The sequence below is a fragment of the Pseudomonas sp. TH07 genome (genome assembly GCF_016651285.1).
Lineage (GTDB): Bacteria > Pseudomonadota > Gammaproteobacteria > Pseudomonadales > Pseudomonadaceae > Aquipseudomonas.
This window is the reverse complement of the sequence record NZ_JAEKED010000001.1, coordinates 5,659,126-5,678,329: the sequence shown is the minus strand read 5'-3', so window position 1 is coordinate 5,678,329 and position 19,204 is coordinate 5,659,126. Positions and strand designations below refer to the sequence as shown.

General features: G+C 65.8%; 15 protein-coding genes. 7 read left to right on the top strand and 8 right to left on the bottom strand.

The window, feature by feature from the left end:
- The first annotated feature begins 46 nt into the window (after positions 1–46).
- The 6 genes from JFU57_RS26070 (at position 47) to JFU57_RS26045 (ending at position 6,767) form a co-directional block, all read left to right on the top strand.
- Entirely contained in the window at positions 47–922 is an 876-nt protein-coding gene (locus tag JFU57_RS26070) for a LysR family transcriptional regulator (RefSeq protein WP_201131267.1), read from the top strand.
- Between the two features lie 115 nt (positions 923–1,037).
- Positions 1,038–2,021: an MBL fold metallo-hydrolase gene (locus JFU57_RS26065; RefSeq protein WP_201131266.1), complete on the top strand. Its 984-nt coding sequence runs from the start codon at positions 1,038–1,040 to the stop codon at positions 2,019–2,021.
- Positions 2,022–2,253: 232 nt separating this feature from the next.
- Complete coding sequence (locus tag JFU57_RS26060) at positions 2,254–3,258, top strand: sugar ABC transporter substrate-binding protein (RefSeq protein ID WP_201131265.1); 1,005 nt, start codon at positions 2,254–2,256, stop codon at positions 3,256–3,258.
- Positions 3,255–4,808, top strand: a complete 1,554-nt coding sequence (locus JFU57_RS26055; protein ID WP_201131264.1) for an ATP-binding cassette domain-containing protein — start codon at positions 3,255–3,257, stop codon at positions 4,806–4,808. Before JFU57_RS26060 ends, JFU57_RS26055 begins: the two co-directional genes overlap by 4 nt.
- Positions 4,795–5,799 (top strand): ABC transporter permease, encoded by a 1,005-nt coding sequence (locus JFU57_RS26050; protein WP_201131263.1) that lies wholly within the window; start codon positions 4,795–4,797, stop codon positions 5,797–5,799. Before JFU57_RS26055 ends, JFU57_RS26050 begins: the two co-directional genes overlap by 14 nt.
- Positions 5,796–6,767, top strand: a complete 972-nt coding sequence (locus JFU57_RS26045) for an ABC transporter permease (protein WP_201131262.1) — start codon at positions 5,796–5,798, stop codon at positions 6,765–6,767. Before JFU57_RS26050 ends, JFU57_RS26045 begins: the two co-directional genes overlap by 4 nt.
- Positions 6,768–6,869: 102 nt before the next feature.
- On the opposite strand, the gene yghX is transcribed toward JFU57_RS26045, so the two are convergent.
- The 5 genes from yghX to JFU57_RS26020 form a co-directional block, all read right to left on the bottom strand.
- Positions 6,870–7,757, bottom strand: coding sequence for a YghX family hydrolase (gene yghX, locus JFU57_RS26040; RefSeq protein ID WP_201131261.1), 888 nt, complete (start codon positions 7,755–7,757; stop codon positions 6,870–6,872).
- Between the two features lie 312 nt (positions 7,758–8,069).
- Positions 8,070–8,516 (bottom strand): response regulator, encoded by a 447-nt coding sequence (locus JFU57_RS26035; protein WP_201131260.1) that lies wholly within the window; start codon positions 8,514–8,516, stop codon positions 8,070–8,072.
- A complete protein-coding gene (locus tag JFU57_RS26030; RefSeq protein WP_201131259.1) occupies positions 8,513–10,831 on the bottom strand; it encodes an ATP-binding protein in 2,319 nt (772 codons plus the stop codon). The genes JFU57_RS26035 and JFU57_RS26030 overlap by 4 nt, the downstream gene beginning before the upstream one ends.
- On the bottom strand, positions 10,828–11,490 hold the full coding sequence (locus JFU57_RS26025) for a response regulator (protein ID WP_078468999.1): 663 nt from the start codon (positions 11,488–11,490) through the stop codon (positions 10,828–10,830). Before JFU57_RS26025 ends, JFU57_RS26030 begins: the two co-directional genes overlap by 4 nt.
- Entirely contained in the window at positions 11,487–12,671 is a 1,185-nt protein-coding gene (locus JFU57_RS26020) for a sensor histidine kinase (RefSeq protein WP_201131258.1), read from the bottom strand. Before JFU57_RS26020 ends, JFU57_RS26025 begins: the two co-directional genes overlap by 4 nt.
- Before the next feature lie 172 nt (positions 12,672–12,843).
- On the opposite strand from JFU57_RS26020, the gene JFU57_RS26015 reads away from it, so the two are divergent.
- Positions 12,844–13,362, top strand: coding sequence for an SgcJ/EcaC family oxidoreductase (locus JFU57_RS26015; RefSeq protein ID WP_201131257.1), 519 nt, complete (start codon positions 12,844–12,846; stop codon positions 13,360–13,362).
- 92 nt (positions 13,363–13,454) lie between these two features.
- Here the strand turns inward: JFU57_RS26015 and JFU57_RS26010 are convergent, their stop codons facing one another.
- From JFU57_RS26010 to JFU57_RS26000, 3 genes are all read right to left on the bottom strand, one after another.
- A complete protein-coding gene (locus JFU57_RS26010) occupies positions 13,455–17,924 on the bottom strand; it encodes a putative Ig domain-containing protein (RefSeq protein ID WP_201131256.1) in 4,470 nt (1,489 codons plus the stop codon).
- Between the two features lie 153 nt (positions 17,925–18,077).
- Entirely contained in the window at positions 18,078–18,626 is a 549-nt protein-coding gene (locus JFU57_RS26005) for a GNAT family N-acetyltransferase (protein WP_342032575.1), read from the bottom strand.
- 11 nt (positions 18,627–18,637) lie between these two features.
- Positions 18,638–19,189, bottom strand: coding sequence for a phage tail protein (locus tag JFU57_RS26000; RefSeq protein ID WP_201131255.1), 552 nt, complete (start codon positions 19,187–19,189; stop codon positions 18,638–18,640).
- Between the last annotated feature and the right edge of the window lie 15 nt (positions 19,190–19,204).

Sequence of the window (19,204 nt, the reverse complement as noted above, 5' to 3'; positions counted from 1 at the left end):
GTGATGCGTATATGCATCACGGTCGAGTACGCATAGGAGCAAATCAATGAATTGGGATGACGCTCGGGTGTTTCTGGCGGTGTGCCGCGAGTCGACGCTGCGCGGGGCGGCAAGGGTGCTGGGGGTGGATCAGGCCACAGTCGGACGGCGGGTCACGGCCCTGGAAAAGTCCCTGAGCGCGACCCTGTTTCTGCGCACCTCCGACGGCTACGCACTGACCGCGGTGGGGGAAGCAGCGTTACAGGCGGTGGAAAAAATGGAGCATTCGGCCCTGGAGCTGGAGCGGCAGATCCAGGGGCTGGACGATCGCCTGACCGGCAGTGTGCGGGTCAGCACCACCGACTCCTTGGCCATCGATTTCCTGATCCCGGCGATTGCCCGCCTGCATCAGCGGCACCCCGATGTGCGGGTGCAACTGGACGCCTCGACGCAGATCCTCAGCCTGGCCAAGCGCGAAGCCGACATCGCGGTGCGCAACACCCGGCCGGATAACCCGGACCTGATCGCCCGGCGCATCGCCCGCTGGCCGGTGGGGCTGTTTGCCTCCCAGGCTTATGTCGAGGCCCACGGCGTGCCGGAGCCGGGTTCGGCGTTCGCCGGGCATGACCTGGTGGTGTATCAACCCTATCTGCAGGGCAACAAGGACCTGACCCTGGTCGCGGAGCCCATGACCGGTGGGCGCATTGTCGCCAGCCTCAGCTCCAGCCTGCTGGTGCGGCGCTCGATTGGTGCCGGGATCGGCCTGGGGGAGATCCCGGTGCCCATGGGCCAGCGCGACGGCCTGGTACGGCTGTGGCCCGAGCGCAACCGCACCACGCCCTATGACGTATGGCTGGTGACCCACGCCGACTTGCGCCACACCGCACGGGTGCGGGCAGTGATCGAGGAGATCGTCGCGGTGTTTGGCGACGCCGGCGGGTAGGGCGGCAACAAGTCAGCACATAGCTGCAATTAACCCATTGCCCCAGGGCGCAAGATCGAGGCATGGGGCGGTCCGATGGCGGGCTGCCTGTTTCCACTCGATCAAGGGTAACGGCATGAAAAAATCTCTGGTGGGCACGCTCGGCCTGACGCTGGCATTGGCGTCCGGTATCTCCCTGGCCGAGGCCCCGGCCCAGGTCGGCACCCAAGTGCCGGGTTACTATCGCCTGGCGGTGGGGGATTACGAGGTGACTGCGCTGTTCGACGGCTATAACGACCTGTCGCCGACCTTGCTCAAGGGCCTGAGCCAGAGCAAGATCCGCGCGCTGCTGGCCCGGCGCTCGATTGAAACCCCGGGAGTGCAGACCGCGTTCAATGCGTTCCTGATCAACACCGGCAAGCAGTTGATCCTGGTGGACACCGGCGCCGGCCAGTGCATCGGCGCCACCGCCGGCATGCTCTCGGCCAATATCAAGGCCGCCGGCTACGACCCATCCCAGGTCGACACTATCCTGCTGACCCACCTGCACCTGGACCACGTGTGCGGCCTGGTCGACGCCGGGCAGCAGCCGGTATTCGCCCATGCAACGGTGTTCGCGGCCCAGGCCGAGGCCGCCTACTGGCTCGATCCGAAGGCCCTGGCCAAGGCCCCCGAAGGCGCCAAGGCCTACTTCAAGATCGCCCAGGACTCCACTGCGCCCTATGTGGCCGCCGACCGCTTCAAGACCTTTGCCCCCGGCCAGTCGCCGGTGCCCGGTGTCGAAGCCGTGCTGGAACCCGGGCACACCCCGGGCAGCACCACTTACCGTTTCACTTCCCAGGGCCAGAGCATCCTGTTCATGGGCGACCTGGTGCATAACCTGGCGGTGCAGTTCGAGCATCCCGAGGTCTCCATCGGCTTCGACGTCGACGGCCAGCAGGCGATCAAGAGCCGGGCCAAGGTGTTCAGCGCCGCCGCCGCCAGCAAGACCTGGGTCACCGCGGCGCACCTGCCGTTCCCCGGCATCGGCCACATCACTACCCAGGGCAAGCAGTTCCAGTGGGTGCCGGTGGAGTACGGTCCTTACCGGCGTGCAGCCAAGGTGCCTTTGATCGAGTAGGGCGCGCAGTTCCCCAGGGCAACTGTTGGCCTGGCAACAGCGATTCGGCAATTTGCCCGTCCACGCCCCGTGCCCGCCGCCACGGGGTGTTGATCATCGGTAGCGGGAGCCCGGCGCAGAGCGGCGGCTGCCGTGGCTTGGGGGCGCAGCGACAACGACTGCCAGGGTTTGGGCATGGCCTGTGCAATGGCTTGCCGAGGACCATTCCCACGCAATCATTGGAGCTACCTGGATGCCTGATGCCGTTTCTGTTTTTTCGCGGTCGCGCCTGACTGCCTCATGGCGCCTGCTGGCGTGTGCCCTGGTGGCAGCCAGCCTGGCCACGACCGCCCATGCCGACGACAGCGATGTCCCTTCGCTGGCGGGCAAGCGCATCGCGATCAGCATGACCGGCACCAGTCACTACTTCGACATCAAGGCCTTTCAGGCCCAGGTTGACGAGGTCAAGCGCCTGGGCGGAACGCCGATCACCCTGGACGCCGGGCGCAACGATAAAAACCTGGTCAATCAGTTGCAGACCGTGGTCACGCAAAAGCCCGATGCGGTGATCCAGACCCTCGGCACCCTGAGCGTGATCGACCCCTGGCTCAAGCGCATCAGCAAGGCCGGTATCCCGCTGTTCACCATTGACGCACCCTCGCAATACAGCCTGAACAACACCACGTCCGACAACGTCGCCACGGGCAAGGCCCTGGCCGAGCAGTTGATCAAGGACGCCTCGGGCCAGGGCAATATTCTGGTGTTCAACGGCTTCTACGGGGTGCCGGTGTGCGCCATCCGCTACGACCAGTTGAAGCTGGCACTCAAGGATCAGCCGAACCTGAAAATCATCGAGCCCGAGCTGCGGGACGTGATCCCCAACACCGTGCAGGACGCCTACTCGCAAGTCTCGGCGCTGCTCAACAAATACCCCAAGGGCAGCGTGACCGCGATCTGGTCGGCCTGGGATATTCCGCAGCTGGGCGCGAGCAAGGCCCTGGTGGATGCCGGCCGCACCGAGATCAAGACCTACGGTGTGGACGGCACGCCGGAGGTGCTCGACATGCTCAAGCGCGAGCATTCGCCGATCGGCGCGGTGGTCGCGCAACAGCCGGCGCTGATCGGCAAGACGGCGGTGCAAAACGTGGCCCGCTACCTGGCCGGGCAGCGCGACCTGCCGAAGGAAACCCAGGTTGCGACCTTGCTCACCACTGCCGCCAACCTGCCTGAGGTGCTGCAACTGAGGGGCGATCAGTGACCCCAGCCCTGCACCTGAAGGACCTGTACAAGCGCTTCGGGGCCACTCAGGCCCTGGACGGCGCGAGCCTGCGCGTGGAGCGCGGCACGGTGCATGGGCTGGTAGGGGAAAACGGGGCCGGCAAGTCGACCCTGATCAAGGTCCTGGCCGGCATCCACCGCGCGGACGCCGGCAGCCTGAGCATCGACGGCCACCAATTGCAGGCGCCGACGCCGCGCCAGGTCGAGGCCCTGGGCGTGCACTTTATTCATCAGGAGCGGTTGCTGCCCGCCAGCTTCAGTGTCGGCGAAGCGCTGTTTTTCGGGCATGAAATCCGCCGTGGACCCTTTGTCGATCGCCGCGCCCAGGAGCGCGAGGCGGCGCGCTTGCTGCGCGATTATTTTGATCTGCAGTTCCCGGCCGGGGCCCTGGTCCGCGACCTCGACAGCGCCCAGCGCCAGGTGCTGCAGATCACCCGGGCCTTGCTCGCCAAACCGAAAATACTGGTGTTCGACGAGCCCAGCGTGTCCCTGGTCAAGCGTGAGGTGGACCAGTTGCTGGGCATCATTCGTCGCCTGCGCAGCCAGGGCCTGTCGATCCTCTACATCTCCCATTACTTGCAGGAAATCGAGGCGCTGTGCGATCAGGTCACGGTGCTGCGCAACGGCCGCGATGTGGCCGTGGTGGACCCGGCCAGCACCAGCACCGCACAAATCGCGCGGCTGATGGTCAACCGCGACGTCGCAGACATGTACCCGCGCACCCGGGCCGTGCCGGGCGCGCCGGTGTTGCAGCTCAACCAGCTCGGGGCAGGGCACGCCTATGACGCCATCGACTTCAGCGTGCACCGGGGCGAAGTGCTGGGCTTGACCGGCCTCGTGGGCTCCGGGGCCAAGGAGCTGTTGAAAAGCCTGTTCGGCCTGGGCGTCCCCGAGCGCGGCGAAATGCACCTGCACGGCCAGCCCCTGCGCTTGAAGTCGCCGGCAGATGCGGTGCGCCACGGTATCGCCCTGGTGCCCGAAGAGCGCCGCAGCCATGGGGTGGCGCCGCTGTTGTCGGTGCTGGAAAACATCACCCTGGCCAGCCTCGGCACCTTCAGCCGCTGGGGTCTGCTGGACCGAGGGGCGCAGGCCCGGGAAAGCCGGCGCCTGATCGATGAGTTGGCGATCAAGACCACCGGCCCCGATGCGCCGGTGCAGCAACTCAGCGGTGGCAATCAGCAGAAGGTCGCACTGGCCAAGTGGCTTAGCCGGCACTCGTCGTTGTACCTGCTGGACGAGCCGAGCGTGGGCATCGATATCGGGGCCAAGGTGGAAATCTACCGCCTGATCGCGCGCCTGGCCGAGAGCGGTGCGGCGGTGCTGGTGCTGTCTTCGGACTTGCCGGAGTTGATTGGCATCAGTCACCGGATCCTGGTGATGCACCGTGGCCGCATCGCCGGCGAATTCGACGCGCGCGCCACCGACAGCGAGCAATTGCTCAGATGTGCCACCGGTTCCGGCGAGCGGCCGACCTCGGCCCCGGCGCACCTGCCTCTGGCGAAAAAGGAAACTGCCGATGTCCAGTCTTGAAGCCTTAGCCCGACCTGCTGCGGAACCTGCGAACCACCTGTTGCCACGGCTGGCGCAGCGCGGTTCGTTGCTGGTGTTCGCCCTGATCCTGCTGGTGTTTGCCTTGACCGCGCCGAACTTTATCAGCGCCGGCAACATCGCCAATGTCTTTGCCCAGTCGGCGATCCTCGGAATTCTCGCTTTTGGCCTGACCTGCGTAGTGATCGGCGGCGGCAACCATGTGGTCTCCGGTGGCCTCGACCTGTCGCTGGCAGCCAATCTGGGGCTGTGTGCGGCGGTCTACAGCAGCCTGAACAATCAAGGCTGCGAGGCCTGGCAGGCGTTGTCCCTGACCCTGGCCTGCGGGGTAGTGGTGGGGGCCTTCAATGGCCTGGCGGTATTGCTGCTCGGCCTGCCGCCGCTGCTCGCGACCCTGGCCAGCATGAACCTGGTGGCCGGCCTGGAGCTGGTGCTGACCCAGAACAGCGTGCTGCCCACCGAGTCCGCGTTGCTGGAGTGGCTGGCCTTTGGTGACTGGCTGGGGGTGCCAGCCCTGGCCTGGGTGCTGTTGGCGGTGGCGGCGCTGCTGACCCTGTTGATTCAGCACAGCACCTACGGCCTGCGCCTGTACGCGGTCGGCGAATACCCCGAGGCGGCGCGGGCAGCGGGCCTGGGGCTCAAGCGCTATGTGTTTTCCAGCTACCTGATCGCCGGCGCCTGCGCGGCGGTCGCGGCCCTGTGCTCGGCGGCGTTTTTCAGCGGCAGCACCACCGGCTCGGGAGAGATGCTGCTGTCGGTGGTGGCCATCACCTTTCTGGGCGTGGTGTTCTCCCGGCGCCTGACGGCGAATATTCCCGGGACCCTGCTTGCAACTTTGCTCCTGGGCTTTTTGATCAACGGCTTTCAGCTGCTGAACATCTCCAGCTTCTGGGTCAATGGTGTGCAGGGAGTGCTGATTTTGCTGGTGGTGGCGTTTTCCGCCGCCGTGGCCAAGCAGGAGGGCCACCCATGAGCGGCCTGACCCTGAACCCGCGGGCGCGCGCCTTGGCCCTGCTCGATCGCCTGCCTGCGATCCTGCCGTTGCTGGTGTTGGGCATTGTGCTGTTTTTCTCGTTCAGCGCCCCGGGCTTTCTCAGCGTGGGCAATCTGTCGAGCCTGGTGCTCAACAACTTTGTGCTGCTGGCGGTGGTCGCCATCGGCATGACCTGGGCCGTGGCCGCCGGTGGCATCGACCTGTCGGTGGGCACCGCCCTGGACTTCGCCAGCCTGGGTTTTGTCGTCAGCCTGAACGCCGGGCTTGGCCTGGGACTGGCGATTCTGGTGGCCCTGGCGGCAGGAGCCGGCGCCGGGCTGTTCAATGCGCTGCTGATTGCCGGGCTGCGGATCACGCCGTTCCTGGCGACCCTGGGCACGCTGTTTATCGGCACCAGCGTCCAGCAGTTGCTGTCGGACGGTGGCCAGCCGATCTACATCGCCAAGGACGTGTTGCCCGGCATCAGCAGCCTGTTGCTGCTGGGCATCCCGCTGCCGCTGTACCTGGTGGCGGCGCTGGCCGGCGGTTATGGGCTGGTGCTGGCACGGGGCAGGCTGGGTCGCGAGATCCAGGCGGTGGGCGCGCAGCCGCAGCTGGCGTATTACTCGGGCCTGTCGCCACGGCGGATCCTGGCCCGGGTGTTTGTCGGCAGCGCGCTGGCCTGCGCGGTGGCGGGGATTCTGCTCAGCTCTACGGTCAATGCTTACGTGCCGATGTCGGGCAATGCCTTTTTGATCAACGCCATCGGTGCGGTATTCATGGGCACCACCCTCAGTCGCCAGGGCCGGCCAAATGTACTGGGCACCTTGTTGGGGGTGCTGTTTATCAATGTGATTGCCAATGGCTTGCTGCTGATCGGCTGGAACTTCTACTGGCAGCAGGTCGCCACCGGCAGCCTGATATTCCTGGTATTGGCCGCCAGCTTCTACCGCCGCCGCAGCCCGTGATGACCCGCGCAGGCTGCAACAACCCCGCGTATCTACCTGACCCAACACGGCGTCGATGACGGCCAGTGCAACCTCGTGCCTCGGCAGCGACTACAGGCGGGATCAGGCGAGATAGCGCTTGAACCAGGCCAGGGTGCGTTCCCATGCCAGGTTGGCGGCGGCTTCGTCGTAGCGCGGCGTGGAGTCGTTGTGAAAGCCATGGTTGACCCCCGGGTAGACGAAGGCCTCGTAGGTCTTGCCGCCGGCTTTCAGGGCTTTTTCGTAGGCGGGCCAGCCTTCGTTGATCCCGCTGTCGAGTTCGGCGTAGTGGAGCAACAGCGGTGCCTTGATCCGTGCCACGTCTTCTGTCTTGGGCTGGCGTCCGTAAAACGGCACGGCGGCCGCCAGCTCGGGGTAGGCCACCGCTGCGGCATTGGCCACGCCACCGCCATAGCAGAAGCCGGTGATCCCGACCTTGCCGGTGCCGGCCGGGTCCTTCATCAGCCACTCGACGGCGGCGAAAAAATCATTCATCAGCTTTTGCGGGTCGATCTTGGCTTGCAGCTCGCGGCCCTGATCGTCATTGCCCGGGTAACCGCCTACCGAACTCAGGCCGTCCGGGGCCAGGGCGATGTAACCGGCCTTGGCCAGCCGTCGTGCCACATCCTCGATGTAAGGGTTGAGGCCACGGTTTTCGTGCACCACCACCACCGTCGGCACCTTGCCGCTGGCCTTGGCCGGGTGCACCCGGTAGGCCCGCACCTGGCCATGGCCCTTGGGCGAGGGGTAGGTGATGTAGTGGGCAACGATGTCCGGGTCGGTAAAGGCCACTTGCTCGGCCAGCGCATAGTTGGGGCTCAAGGCGGCCAGGGTCGCGCTGGCAGTCATGCCCATCAGGGTAAAGGCCGCGGCCCGGTCGAGAAACTGGCGGCGATTGATCCGGCCGTGGGCGTAGTAGTCGTAGAGTTCCAGCAATTCGGGGCTGAAGTCTTGCGCAGTCAGGCGTTCCATCGGGGCTTCCTCATGAATCGCCCGCCGGCCCCTGGCAGCATTCACGCATCAGGGACGACGGGCACAGCGTCGGGTTGACTGAGTAAAGCAGCCTTTGCGCAGACAGCAACGCGACCGCACCCGCCGCGGCTGGCGCGGTGCTGCCGGCATCACCCATGGCGTTTGGTCCAAGGCCCTACCAGTTGTAACTGATGGCCCCCACCAGGTTGCGCTCGTCGCCGTAACGGCAGGCGTTGGCGCAATACAGGTAGCGCTCGTTGCTGAGGTTTTGCGGGCCCCGTGGTGCAAGGTCGCAGGCTGGTTCCCGGGGGCTTAGCGGCGGCGCAGCAAGTCGATGCGGTCCGCCGGCACCAGGGTGCGCAGGGTGTTGTAGAGGGCGCGGGTTTCCAGCAGGTTCCAGACCCGAAGCATGGTTTCCAGGGCATCCAGGGGCTTGCTGATGAAATCATTGGCACCTAGCGCCAGGGCGCGCAGGCGGGTGTCGCGGGTAGCGTCGGCGGTCAGCACCAGGATTGGCAGGTACTCGCCCTGGGGGATGCGCCGGCTGAGCTGTTCGAGCACGGCAAAACCGTCGAACTCCGGCATGTGCAAGTCGAGGATCACCAAGTCCGGCTCGAAGCTGTTGAACAGGTCCAGGGTGCGCAGCGGCTCGGTGCTGGTGAGTACATTGCTCAGGCCTTCGCGGGCCAGCAGTTGCTCCATCAGCTCCAGGTTGGGCCGCTGGTCATCGATGATCAGGATGCGCAGGTCAGTGGTCACAGGGGCTCCGGCAGGTGTCGGTCGAGGTGGGACAGGAACGCCGGAATATGCAGTGGCTTGGTCAGCACTGCCGTGGCCCCGGCATCGAGCAGCGCCTGCTGGGTGCGCTCGCTGGCATCGGCGGTAATCATCAGCACCGGCGTGGCGCAGGTGATGGGCGAGCGACGCAGGCGTTGCAGCAGGGTCAGGCCGTCCATGTCCGGCAGGGCCACGTCCAGCAGGATCAACTGCGGCGCGTGCTGGTCGGCCAGGTCCAGGCCCATCTGGCCCTGCATGCTCGACAGCAGTTTGAGGCCGGGGCGGCGTTGCAGCAGGGTTTCGATCAGGGCCAGGCTCGACAGGTTGTCCTCGATGCACAGCACCTTGGCGCGGTAGCCGACCACGCTGGCCGGGACTGGAGTCGGCGCGATCGCCCGGGGTGGCGGCGGGTGGTGGGGCAGGCGAGCGAAGGGCAGCTCCAGGGTGAAGCTCGAGCCCACGCCGGGTTGGCTGAGCACGCTGAGGTTGCCGTCCATCATCTCCAGCAGGCTTTTGCTCAGGGCCAGGCCCAGGCCGGTGCCTTCGACGTTGGGGTCGGTTTCCAGGCGCTCGAAGGGCTTGAACAACTGCGGCATGCGTTCGGCGGCGATGCCCTTGCCGCTGTCGACCACGGCCACGGCGATGCGCGGTGGCTCGACCCTGACCTCAATCTGCACCCGGCCGTCGGCGCGGTTGTATTTGATGGCATTGGACAGCAGGTTCAGCAGCACCTGCACCAGCCGTTGGCGGTCGGCGACGATGCCGCTGTCGTCGGCCAGCGCTGGCAACTCCAGGACCTGGATCCCGGCCGCTGCGGCCATCGGCGAAACCAGCGCCAGGGCCTCTTGCAGCACCTGGGTCAGGGGCACGGCTTCGATATTCAGGGGCAGGCGCCCGGCCTCGATCTTGGCGATGTCCAGCACTTCGTTGATCAGGGTCAGCAGGTGTTGGCCGGCCCGCAGGATGTGCCCGACCTGGGCTTTCTGCGTGTGGGAGGCGTCCATGTCGAGCAGTTGGGCGAAGCCCAGGATCGAGTTCAGCGGGGTGCGCAGTTCATGGCTCATGCGCGACAGGAATTCGCTTTTGGCGCGGCTTGCGCGCTCGGCTTCTTCACGGGCGGTGCGCAGGGCAATTTCCGCCAGCCGCCGGTCGCTGATGTCGCGGGTGATCTTGGAAAACCCGCGCAAGGCGCCGCTGGCGTCGTACTGCGCGGTAATCACTACACTGGCCCAGAACCGGCTGCCGTCCTTGCGGCAGCGCCAGGCTTCTTCCATGAAATCACCGTCGCGGGTGGCTTCGCGCAGTGCCAGTTCGGGATGCTGCGGGCACTCCTCGGGCAGGTAGAACAGGGAAAAATGCCGGCCGATGATTTCCTGTTCGGTGTAGCCCTTGATCCGTTCGGCCCCGGCGTTCCAACTGGTGACGTAGCCGTCGGTATCGAGGGCGAAAATACCGTAATCCTTGACCCCGTCGATGATCAGCCGCAGGCGCTCCTCGTTGTCGCGCAGGGCGCGTTCACGCTCGGCCAGCAGGTGCCCGGCTTCCACCAGGCGGGTGCCCAACTGGCCTATTTCATCCTGCTCCGGCGGTTGCGGCCACAAGGGTTGGCCCAGGGCCAGGCGCTGGGCATTGCGTTGCACCTGCTGCACCCGGGCGACAATGCCCTTGGACAGAAACAGCACCGCGACAATCGCCCCGAACAGCCCGCACACCGCCGCCAGCCAGGTCGACAGCAGCAGGCGTTCGCGGGTGGCGGCGGCCGCGATGGTGCGCTCGGCCAGCAGCCAATCTTCCAGGGTGCGCATGGTGGCGATGCGTTCGCGCAGCTCGTCGAGGATGTGCTTGTTGCTGATCAGGATGCTGGTGATCAGCTCCGGGGTGGCCCGGCGGTCTTCAAGCATCTCCGCCAGGCCATCGACTTTGCTGTCGATCAGCGGCGCGATGGCGTCCAGCTGTTCACGCACCCGGGGGTCGCGCACGTTGCTGTCCAGGCGTTGCAGCGCGGCGTCGATCAGCGGCCTGGCCTGGCGATAGGCCGGCAGGAAGTCTTCGCGCCGGGTCAGCAGGTAGCCACGCACGCTGGCCGCCGCTTCGGCGAGCAGGGTGTGCACGGCCTGGATATCGCCCTGCACCAGCAGCACCCGGCGCACGTCCTCTTCAGCGCGGGCGGTCTGGCGCTCGGTGGTGTAGATCAGCACCAGGGACAGCAGCAGAATCACCAGCGGCAGGGAAATCACCACCAGCGCCTTGCCCCGCAGCGGCAGGTCGGCCCAGTAGCGGGCGCGCCACAGCCTCACGGTTGCGCCACCAGGCCCAGGGCGATGCCGCGCACGGCGGCCTGGGTCCGGTCGGCGGCGCCGAGTTTGCCGATCACCCGTTCGACATGGGCCTTGGCGGTGCCGGTGGTGATGCCGAGCTGCTCGCCGATCTGGCGATTGCTCCTGCCATCGGCCACCAGCCCCAGGACTTGCCGTTCGCGCGGGGTCAGTTGCTCGCTGGCAGCACCGTTGCCGCCGCGCTCGGTCAGGCGCCGCAGCAGGCGCGCACTGACGGCGCTGTTCAGCGCCGCTTCGCCAGCGGCAACCCGTTGCAGGGCGTCGATCACTTCGTCGCGGCTGGCGTCCTTGAGCAGGTAGCCCACGGCCCCGGCGTTCATGGCCGCCTCCAGGTGGTCCGGGCTGTCGTCCATGGTGAAGATCACCACTTTCAACTCCGGCAAACGTTGTTGCAGGAGCCGCGCCGCGCCCAGGCCGTTGAGCAGCGGCATGCGGATATCGAGGATCACGATGTCCGGCAGCAGGCGCTCGCACAGCGCCACGGCCTCCTGGCCATCGCGGGCCTGGCCGACCACCTCGAACTGGGGATGACCGGCCAGCAGAGCGACAAAGCCGGTGCGGGTCACTTCGTGGTCGTCGGCCAGGACCAGGCGCAGCACGGGGTTGCTGGCAGTGCTCATCCCAAGGCTCCTTGCGCGGTACAGGGCACGCAGGCCAGCAGTCGGGTGCCGGCAGTGGGGCAGCTGGTGCAGGTCAGGCGCCCGCCCAGCAGGCTGGCCCGCTCCTGCATTGCCGCCAGCCCCAGGTGCTGGGTGTCGGCATGGTCCAGGGCCTGCCCGCGGGCAAAGCCCAGGCCGTTGTCCTCGACCCGCAGCCAGGCCTGGCCGGCGTGCAGCTCCAGGGCCAGTTGCACCTGGCTGGCCTGGGCGTGCTTGAGGATGTTGTTGATGGCTTCCTGGGCGATGCGAAACAGGCCGATCTCGGTCTGGCTCGGCAGGCGCGCCGCGCAACGCTCGTGCCACAGCACCTGGATCCCGGCGTCGCGCAGGCGATCGGCCTCTTTGTCGACCGCCTTGAGCAGGCCGAAATCATCCAGCACCGTCGGCCGCAGCCCGCCGATCAATTGCCGGCCTTCGCCCACGCAATGCTGGGCCAGGGCCAGGATGTCCTGCAGGTCGCCGTCCAGTGCCCCGGGCAGGGGCGGGCAGCGACCGGCAAAACCTTGCAGGCGCTGATGCAGGCCGGCGAGGGTTTGTGCCAGGCCGTCATGCAGGTCGTAGGCCACGCGTTTGCGTTCGTCTTCCTGGGCGCGGAACAGGCGGTCCACCAGCTCGGACAAGGTGCGATCGCGTGCCACCAGGGTATCGAGCAACTGTTGGTTCTCCAGGTGTGCGGCGAGCAGGGTGGCCAGCAGTTGCAGGGATTCGAGGTCTTCGTTGTCCGGCGCGCTGATGCTGACGCTGTTGGCCAGGACCAGGGCGCCAAAGCTGGTGCCATCGCCGCCACGCAAGGGCACCCGCAGCTCGCTGGGCAACGGCGCCCCGGGGTTTTCCTGCCAGTGCGGCGCACGCAAAGCGCGGTCGGTGCTGCGGGCCAGGCTCTGCAGGCGTTCGCTGTTGCCCAGGCTGGCGCGGCTGTGGACCTCACCGGCGGCGTCCCATTCCAGCAGCATGGCGTGGTCCATCGCCAGGAACCCACAGGCGCGGGTCAGCACCCGCTGACGCTTGGCGTGGGGGCTGAGCTGAGTCAGTTCCTGGCCGGTGTCCACCAGCAGGCGCAGGCGTGCGGCGCGGCTTTGCGCCTGGCGATACTGGGTGCGAATCGCCAGGGCACTGGCGGGATCATGGGGCGGGGTGGGCAAGGGGCGGCTCCGGCGCTCAGGCACGCTCGTTCGGGCAGGGGCGCTATTAAACCGTGTTAACGGGGGCGGCGACCATCTGCCAAATGGCATAGGCAAATGCCTCCGGTTGGCCGATGGCGGCGCGTGCGCCGGACCACAGACTGTGGCCATTGCCCCCCACTGGAGAATCGCCATGAAATTGAAAACCTCGGCCCTGATCATGTTGCTGGTCCTGGGCGCGCCCCTGGCCCATGCCCTGGAGACCGTGCCCTACGTCTACAGCAGCGTGGCGCAACAGCCGAGCAGCCAGCAGGATCGTGAAATCGCCGGCCTGTTCGACCGCTGGAACGGCGCCTTGCAGACCGGCGACGCCCAGGCGGTGGTCGACCTCTATGCCTCGGATGCGGTGTTGCAGCCCACAGTGTCGAACCAGGTGCGCACCACCCCGGCGCAGATCAAGGACTACTTCGAGCACTTCCTGGCACTCAAGCCCGTGGGCCAGATCAACTACCGGGAAATCCGCCAATTGGGCAGCAATGTGGCCATGGACAGCGGCGTCTACACCTTCACCCTGACCGGCACCGACGGTCGCAGTCGCCAGGTCCAGGCGCGCTACACCTTTGTCTACGAGCAGGAAGGCGGGCAGTGGAAAATCCTCAACCACCATTCCTCGGCCATGCCGGAACCGCAGGTGCTGCACGCCGGCAAGTAAAGGTAGGACGTTGATGACCCTGCGCCACGGGATGGGCGCAGGGTGCGGGAGAGGCGGATGGCGCCGGAGCCGGCGTCATCCGTTGCTGCGGGCTAGAACTTGCCGTTGACGCCGATGCGGAACGTGTCGCTACGCTCGTCGCTGCCCAGGGCGGTCTTGTAGGAGAAGCCCATCTGCCAGGCCCGACCCAGGTTGAAGTCCAGACCCAGGTCAAGGTTGGCAAAATCGCTGTCCAGCGGGTCGGGCTTGAAGCGGTAGAGAATGCCGTCGTCACCCTGGTCGGTGTAGCGCATCTTGTAATCGCTGCTGCCGCTGAAGTTGTGGCCCCAGGCCAGCCCGACCTTGGGCGTCATCACCCCGAGTCGGGTCGGCACGTCATACCCTGTGCGCAGGCCGATAAACGAGGTGAAGTTCTGTTGCCGCTGCTCGTCATAGGACAGCCCGTAAATGCCGCCGCCGCTCTCACGGAAGGCGTCCATGCGTGTGGTGCTGGCGTTCAAGCGCCCGTAAGGGGTGAGCGACAGCGGGCCCTGGCGGTACTCGTAACTGGTGGTCAGCGAGGCGAACAACTGGTCGGCATCACGGGAACCCTTGGCGTAGTCATCGTTGCTGCCGGTGATGTAGCGCCTCGAATCGAAGCTGATGCGGTTGTAGCCCAGCAGGCCGTCGACGAATACCTGGGGCGCCACGTTCAGGCTCAGGTAAGTGGCGATACCGATGGCGTCGGCGTCACTGCGGGTCTTGTTGTCCCCGATGTCACTGCGGTCGTTGCCGTAGCCGATACCGACACCGGCAATCGCGGTCGGTGACAGGCGATAGTCGATGCCGGCACTCAGGCCCAGGGTGGTGAAGCTGTTGTCCCGCGCCCCACGAGTGTGGGTCGAACCGTTGTTGATGAAGCCGTCGCTCCAGTAGGCGATGGCGTCTTGCTTGCAGCCGTCTTCGACTTCGGCTGCGGTCTTTCTCTTCTCTTCGTCGGTGGTGTTGGCCGAGCCGCCCAGTTGTTTCTGCACGGCGCTGGATATTTCCTGCATGGGCACCTCGTGCCCGTCTTTTCTCACGCTGGCATTGAACGAGTTGCGGTTGCAGGACACTTGATGCAACTGCTCCAGGCGGCGGTTGAAGTTGTCCATCTGGGTGCTGGCAAAGCGTTCTGCGGCCCGGGTCTGGGCGTTGAGCAGGCCGATCACCTCGGCATCCCTGCTCGGGTCCGGGCGCGCCTCGATGATAAAGCTCACGGAACTGGCAGCACTGGAGCCGCTGCCGTTCTGCAGGCTGAAGGTGACGACCGCGGTGCCGACAAAGGCCGCCGACGGCACGAAGCGCATCGAGAACGGGCCCATCATCATCGCCCGGCCGGCGGAGGCGGGGGTCACGGTGCCCAGCGTCGCCAGGGTAAAGGGGCCGCCGGTGGCGCCCTGGGTCAGGTCGACGGTGGCGGTCTGCCCCGAGGCCAGGATCTGGCTCGACGCCGGCACGGTGATGGGCACGGCGGCGATGGTCAAGGTGTAGGCCTTGGAGGTGTTGGCAGCGTTGGCGTCGGTAGCGGTGATGGTCAGGTTGTAGCTGCCGCTGGCCGTCGGTGTGCCGCTGAGCACGCCGCTGCTGGTGTTCAGGGTCATGCCGGCCGGCAGGCTGCCGGTGACGCTGTACGTATAAGGCGCGGTGCCGCCGGAGGTGCTGAAGGTGGCGCTATAGGGACTGCCTGTGGTGCCGGCGCCCAGGGAGGCCGGGGTCAGCACCAGGGTGGGCGCGCTGATGGTCACGGAGTAGGCACGGGATCCGGTTGCGCTGTTGGCATCGGTGGCGGTCACGGTGAAGTTGTAGCTTCCGGCGGCGGTGGGAGTGCCGCTGATGATGCCGGTCGTGGTGTTCAGGGACAGGCCAGTGGGCAGGCTGCCGCTGCTAGTGGTGAAGGTGTAGGGCGCGGTACCGCCGCTGGCCGTTATTGTCTGGGTCGCATAGGCCACACTCGCCGTACCGTTCGGCAGGGTGGTTGGAGCAATGACAATTGTTGGCGCGCTGATGGCCACGGAGTAGGCACGTGCTCCGGTCGCGCCGTTGGCATCGGTGGCGGTCACGGTGAAGTTGTAGCTTCCGGCGGCGGTGGGAGTGCCGCTGATGACGCCGGTTGCAGTGTTCAGGGTCAGGCCAGAGGGCAAGCTGCCGCTGCTGATGGCGAAGGTGTAGGGCGCGGTACCGCCGCTGGCCGTCATGGTCTGGGTCGCATAGGCCACACTCGCCGTACCGTTCGGCAGGGTGGTTGGAGCAATGACAATTGTTGGCGCGCTGATGGTCACGGAGTAGGCACGGGATCCGGTCGCGCTGTTGGCATCGGTGGCGGTCACGGTGAAGTTGTAGCTTCCGGCGGCGGTGGGAGTGCCGCTGATGATGCCGGTTGCAGTGTTCAGGGTCAGGCCAGTGGGCAAGCTGCCGCTGCTGATGGCGAAGGTGTAGGGCGCGGTACCGCCGCTGACCGTCATGGTCTGGGTCGCATAGGCCACACTCGCCGTACCGTTCGGCAGGGTGGTTGGAGCAATGACAATTGTTGGCGCGCTGATGGTCACGGAGTAGGGATGCGCTCCGGTCGCGCTGTTGGCGTCGGTGGCGGTCACGGTGAAGTTGTAGCTTCCGGCGGCGGTGGGAGTGCCGCTGATGACGCCGGTTGCAGTGTTCAGGGACAGGCCAGTGGGCAAGCTGCCGCTGCTGGTGGTGAAGGTGTAGGGCGCGGTGCCGCCGCTGGCCGTAATGGTCTGGGTTGCATAGGCCACACTCGCCGTACCGTTCGGCAGGGTGGTTGGAGCAATGACAATTGTTGGCGCGCTGATGGTCACGGAGTAGGGATGCGCTCCGGTCGCGCTGTTGGCGTCGGTGGCGGTCACGGTGAAGTTGTAGCTTCCGGCGGCGGTGGGAGTGCCGCTGATGATGCCGGTTGCAGTGTTCAGGGTCAGGCCAGTGGGCAAGCTGCCGCTGCTGATGGCGAAGGTGTAGGGCGCGGTACCGCCGGTGGCCGTGATGGTCTGAGTCGCATAGGCCGCATTCGCCGTACCGTTCGGCAGGGAAGCCGGGGCGATGGTAATCGTTGGCGCGCTGACAGTGATGGTCACGGTGGCCGCGCTGGACGTACCGCTTGTGTTGGTGGCGGTGTAGGTGAAGCTGTCCGCGCCGGAGTAGCCGGCGGTCGGGGTATAGGTGATCGTGGTGCCGCTGACGGTGGCGGTGCCATGGCCGGCCGCGTTGACCACGGCGACGCTGGTAGCGGCGCCGCCGCCGCTGAGGTTGAGGTTGATCAGGTTGTTGCTGCTGTTGGCGGCGAACGTGGCGCTTACCGGGCCTGCAACTGGCGGGGCAACGCCGACGATTATGGAGTAGGCCTGTGTGTTCGTCGTGCTGCTGGAGTCGGTGGCGGTCACGGTGAAGTTGTAGGTGCCAGCAGCGATAGGGGTGCCGCTGATGACGCCGGTCGCAGTGTTCAGGGACAGACCAGTGGGAAGGCTGCCGCTGTTAATGGCGAAGGTGTAGGGGACGGTGCCGCCGCTGGCCGTGATGGTCTGGGGTGCATAGGCCACACTCGCCGTACCGTTGGGCAGTGTGGTCGGGCTGATGACAATCGGTGGCGCGCTGATGGTCACGGAGTAGGGATGCGCTCCGGTCGCGCTGTTGGCGTCGGTGGCGGTCACGGTGAAGTTGTAGCTTCCGGCGGCGGTGGGAGTGCCGCTGATGACGCCGGTTGCAGTGTTCAGGGACAGGCCAGTGGGCAAGCTGCCGCTGCTGATGGCGAAGGTGTAGGGCGCGGTACCGCCGGTGGCCGTGATGGTCTGAGTCGCATAGGCCACATTCGCCGTACCGTTCGGCAGGGAAGCCGGGGCGATGGTAATCGTTGGCGCGCTGACAGTGATGGTCACGGTGGCCGCGCTGGACGTACCGCTTGTGTTGGTGGCGGTGTAGGTGAAGCTGTCCGTGCCGGAGTAGCCGGCGGTCGGGGTGTAGGTGATGCTGGTGCCGCTCGCGGTGGCGGTGCCATGGCTGGCCGCGCTGGCCACGGCGACGCTGGTGGCGGCGGCGCCGCTGATGTTGAGGAAGATCGGGTTGTTGCTGCTGTTGGCGGCGAACGTGGCGCTGACCGGGCCGACGGTGGGTGCGCTGGCGCCCGTGACCACCAAATCGTAGAAGGCAACGCCCGCCAGACTGTCGTTGCCTAGAACCGATACGGCAAAGTGATAGGTCCCAGCAGTGGTAGGCGAGCCATGTAGCGAAGTAGTTGCACTGCCAGGCGAATTATCCAGCGTCAGTCCCGGTGGCAGGCAGGGGTTGCCGTCCCAATTGTCGATGTCGCACTCATACCAGCCGTCGATGGGCAAAACGCCTCCGCTGGACGTGATGGTGATGTTCACTGAACCGCCGACGGCGACGGTGGGCAGGGTCGAACCTGGAGCCGGAGAGGTGATGACCGGCGCGGCGGCTTGCGCCAGGGTCGAAGTGGTCAGGGCCATCAATAACAGGCAAATGATCGCCAGTTTGTGTGTCAGCCAGGTACCGAAGGGCGTGAGGAGAGTTCTCATGAGGCTTCCTGCCATGTTTCGATTTGAAAGCATGTATGGCTTGGGGAGTGAAACGCGCGGCAGCAATCGGGATGCGGTCCGCGCCGTAATGGAAAGCTAATTTTTAGGGCGATCAAGCGTCAGCGTTCCATGTTCAATTCCCAGCGCAGATACTTAGTCGGCCGTCATGAGTGAAGGCGTGTTCAATGCGGCTTCCGCTGTGACAGCGCGCTGCATCTGGGTATAGAAGCCTTGTCCGTCCAGCGCCCTAAAACCCAGGCGCTCATACAACCGACGCGCCGGGCTGAGCTGTTCGACGCTGAGGCCACAGGGCTTGTGCTGCCGATCGGCCAACGCCAGTACGCCATGCAGCAAGGCGCTACCTAGCCCCTGGTTCTGATAGCCGGGCAGCAGGGCGATATCGACAACCCGCACCTCGCTTTCGCTCTGGTGGACACAAAGCCTGCCGATTGGGGCCTGTTCATGAACCAGGATCAGGAAATCGGCAGCTGGATAGTGCTGTGCGTAGTGCCGGCTTTGCAGTTCAGCCTGGCCGAGCAGAAAATCGCGGCGCTGGGCGTCACTCCAGCCGGGCGCACCGCTGACTTCCTGCCAGCGGCGTGCGACGAATAGCGCCTGGATAAAGCCCTGATCCGACCCGGTCTGCCTGCGCAAACTGCAAGCAGCCTCGGGCGCAATCATCGACTCCAGCGCCTGGATCACCTCGATATCGCTCAAGAGGCCCGGATCGGATATTCACCCGACAGGCAGATGCAATAGACCAGGGTCAGGTACGGCTGCAGGGTGCTGCGAGTGGCGTCGCTCATGGCGTTGGGGGTACCGGTCTTGCCCACCGTGGTTGCTTCCATGCTGAAGGCGGCGCCACTGGGTAGCGGGTTGTACAGGCGCAGGGTGCGCGGTTGTGACAGGTAACTGCTGGTGTCTGGTACGTCTTGGGAGGCCGAGATTTCCGTGCCCTCCTTGGCTAGCACCATGTGACTGTGGCTGGCGATGTTCGATGCCGTCAGCGGCACCCGGTCACCACCCACCTTGTCCGCCAGTGTTCTTGGCGTCAGGCCGGTTCCAGTGCCGGTGCCCATGGCCACGCGACCATTGAGGTTGGGCAGGTTGAAGCTGACATTGCCGTTCTGGCCGAACTTGCCGCCGATGACCGAGAACAGGGCGGGGTTCTGTTGAATGTTGAGTGCCGTACCGTCGCATATCGCCCAGTCTTGCGGCACGAAGTTGTAGGGAAAAAGTCTGATTTCACCGATGAAGGCATCCATGAGCAGTCATTCCAT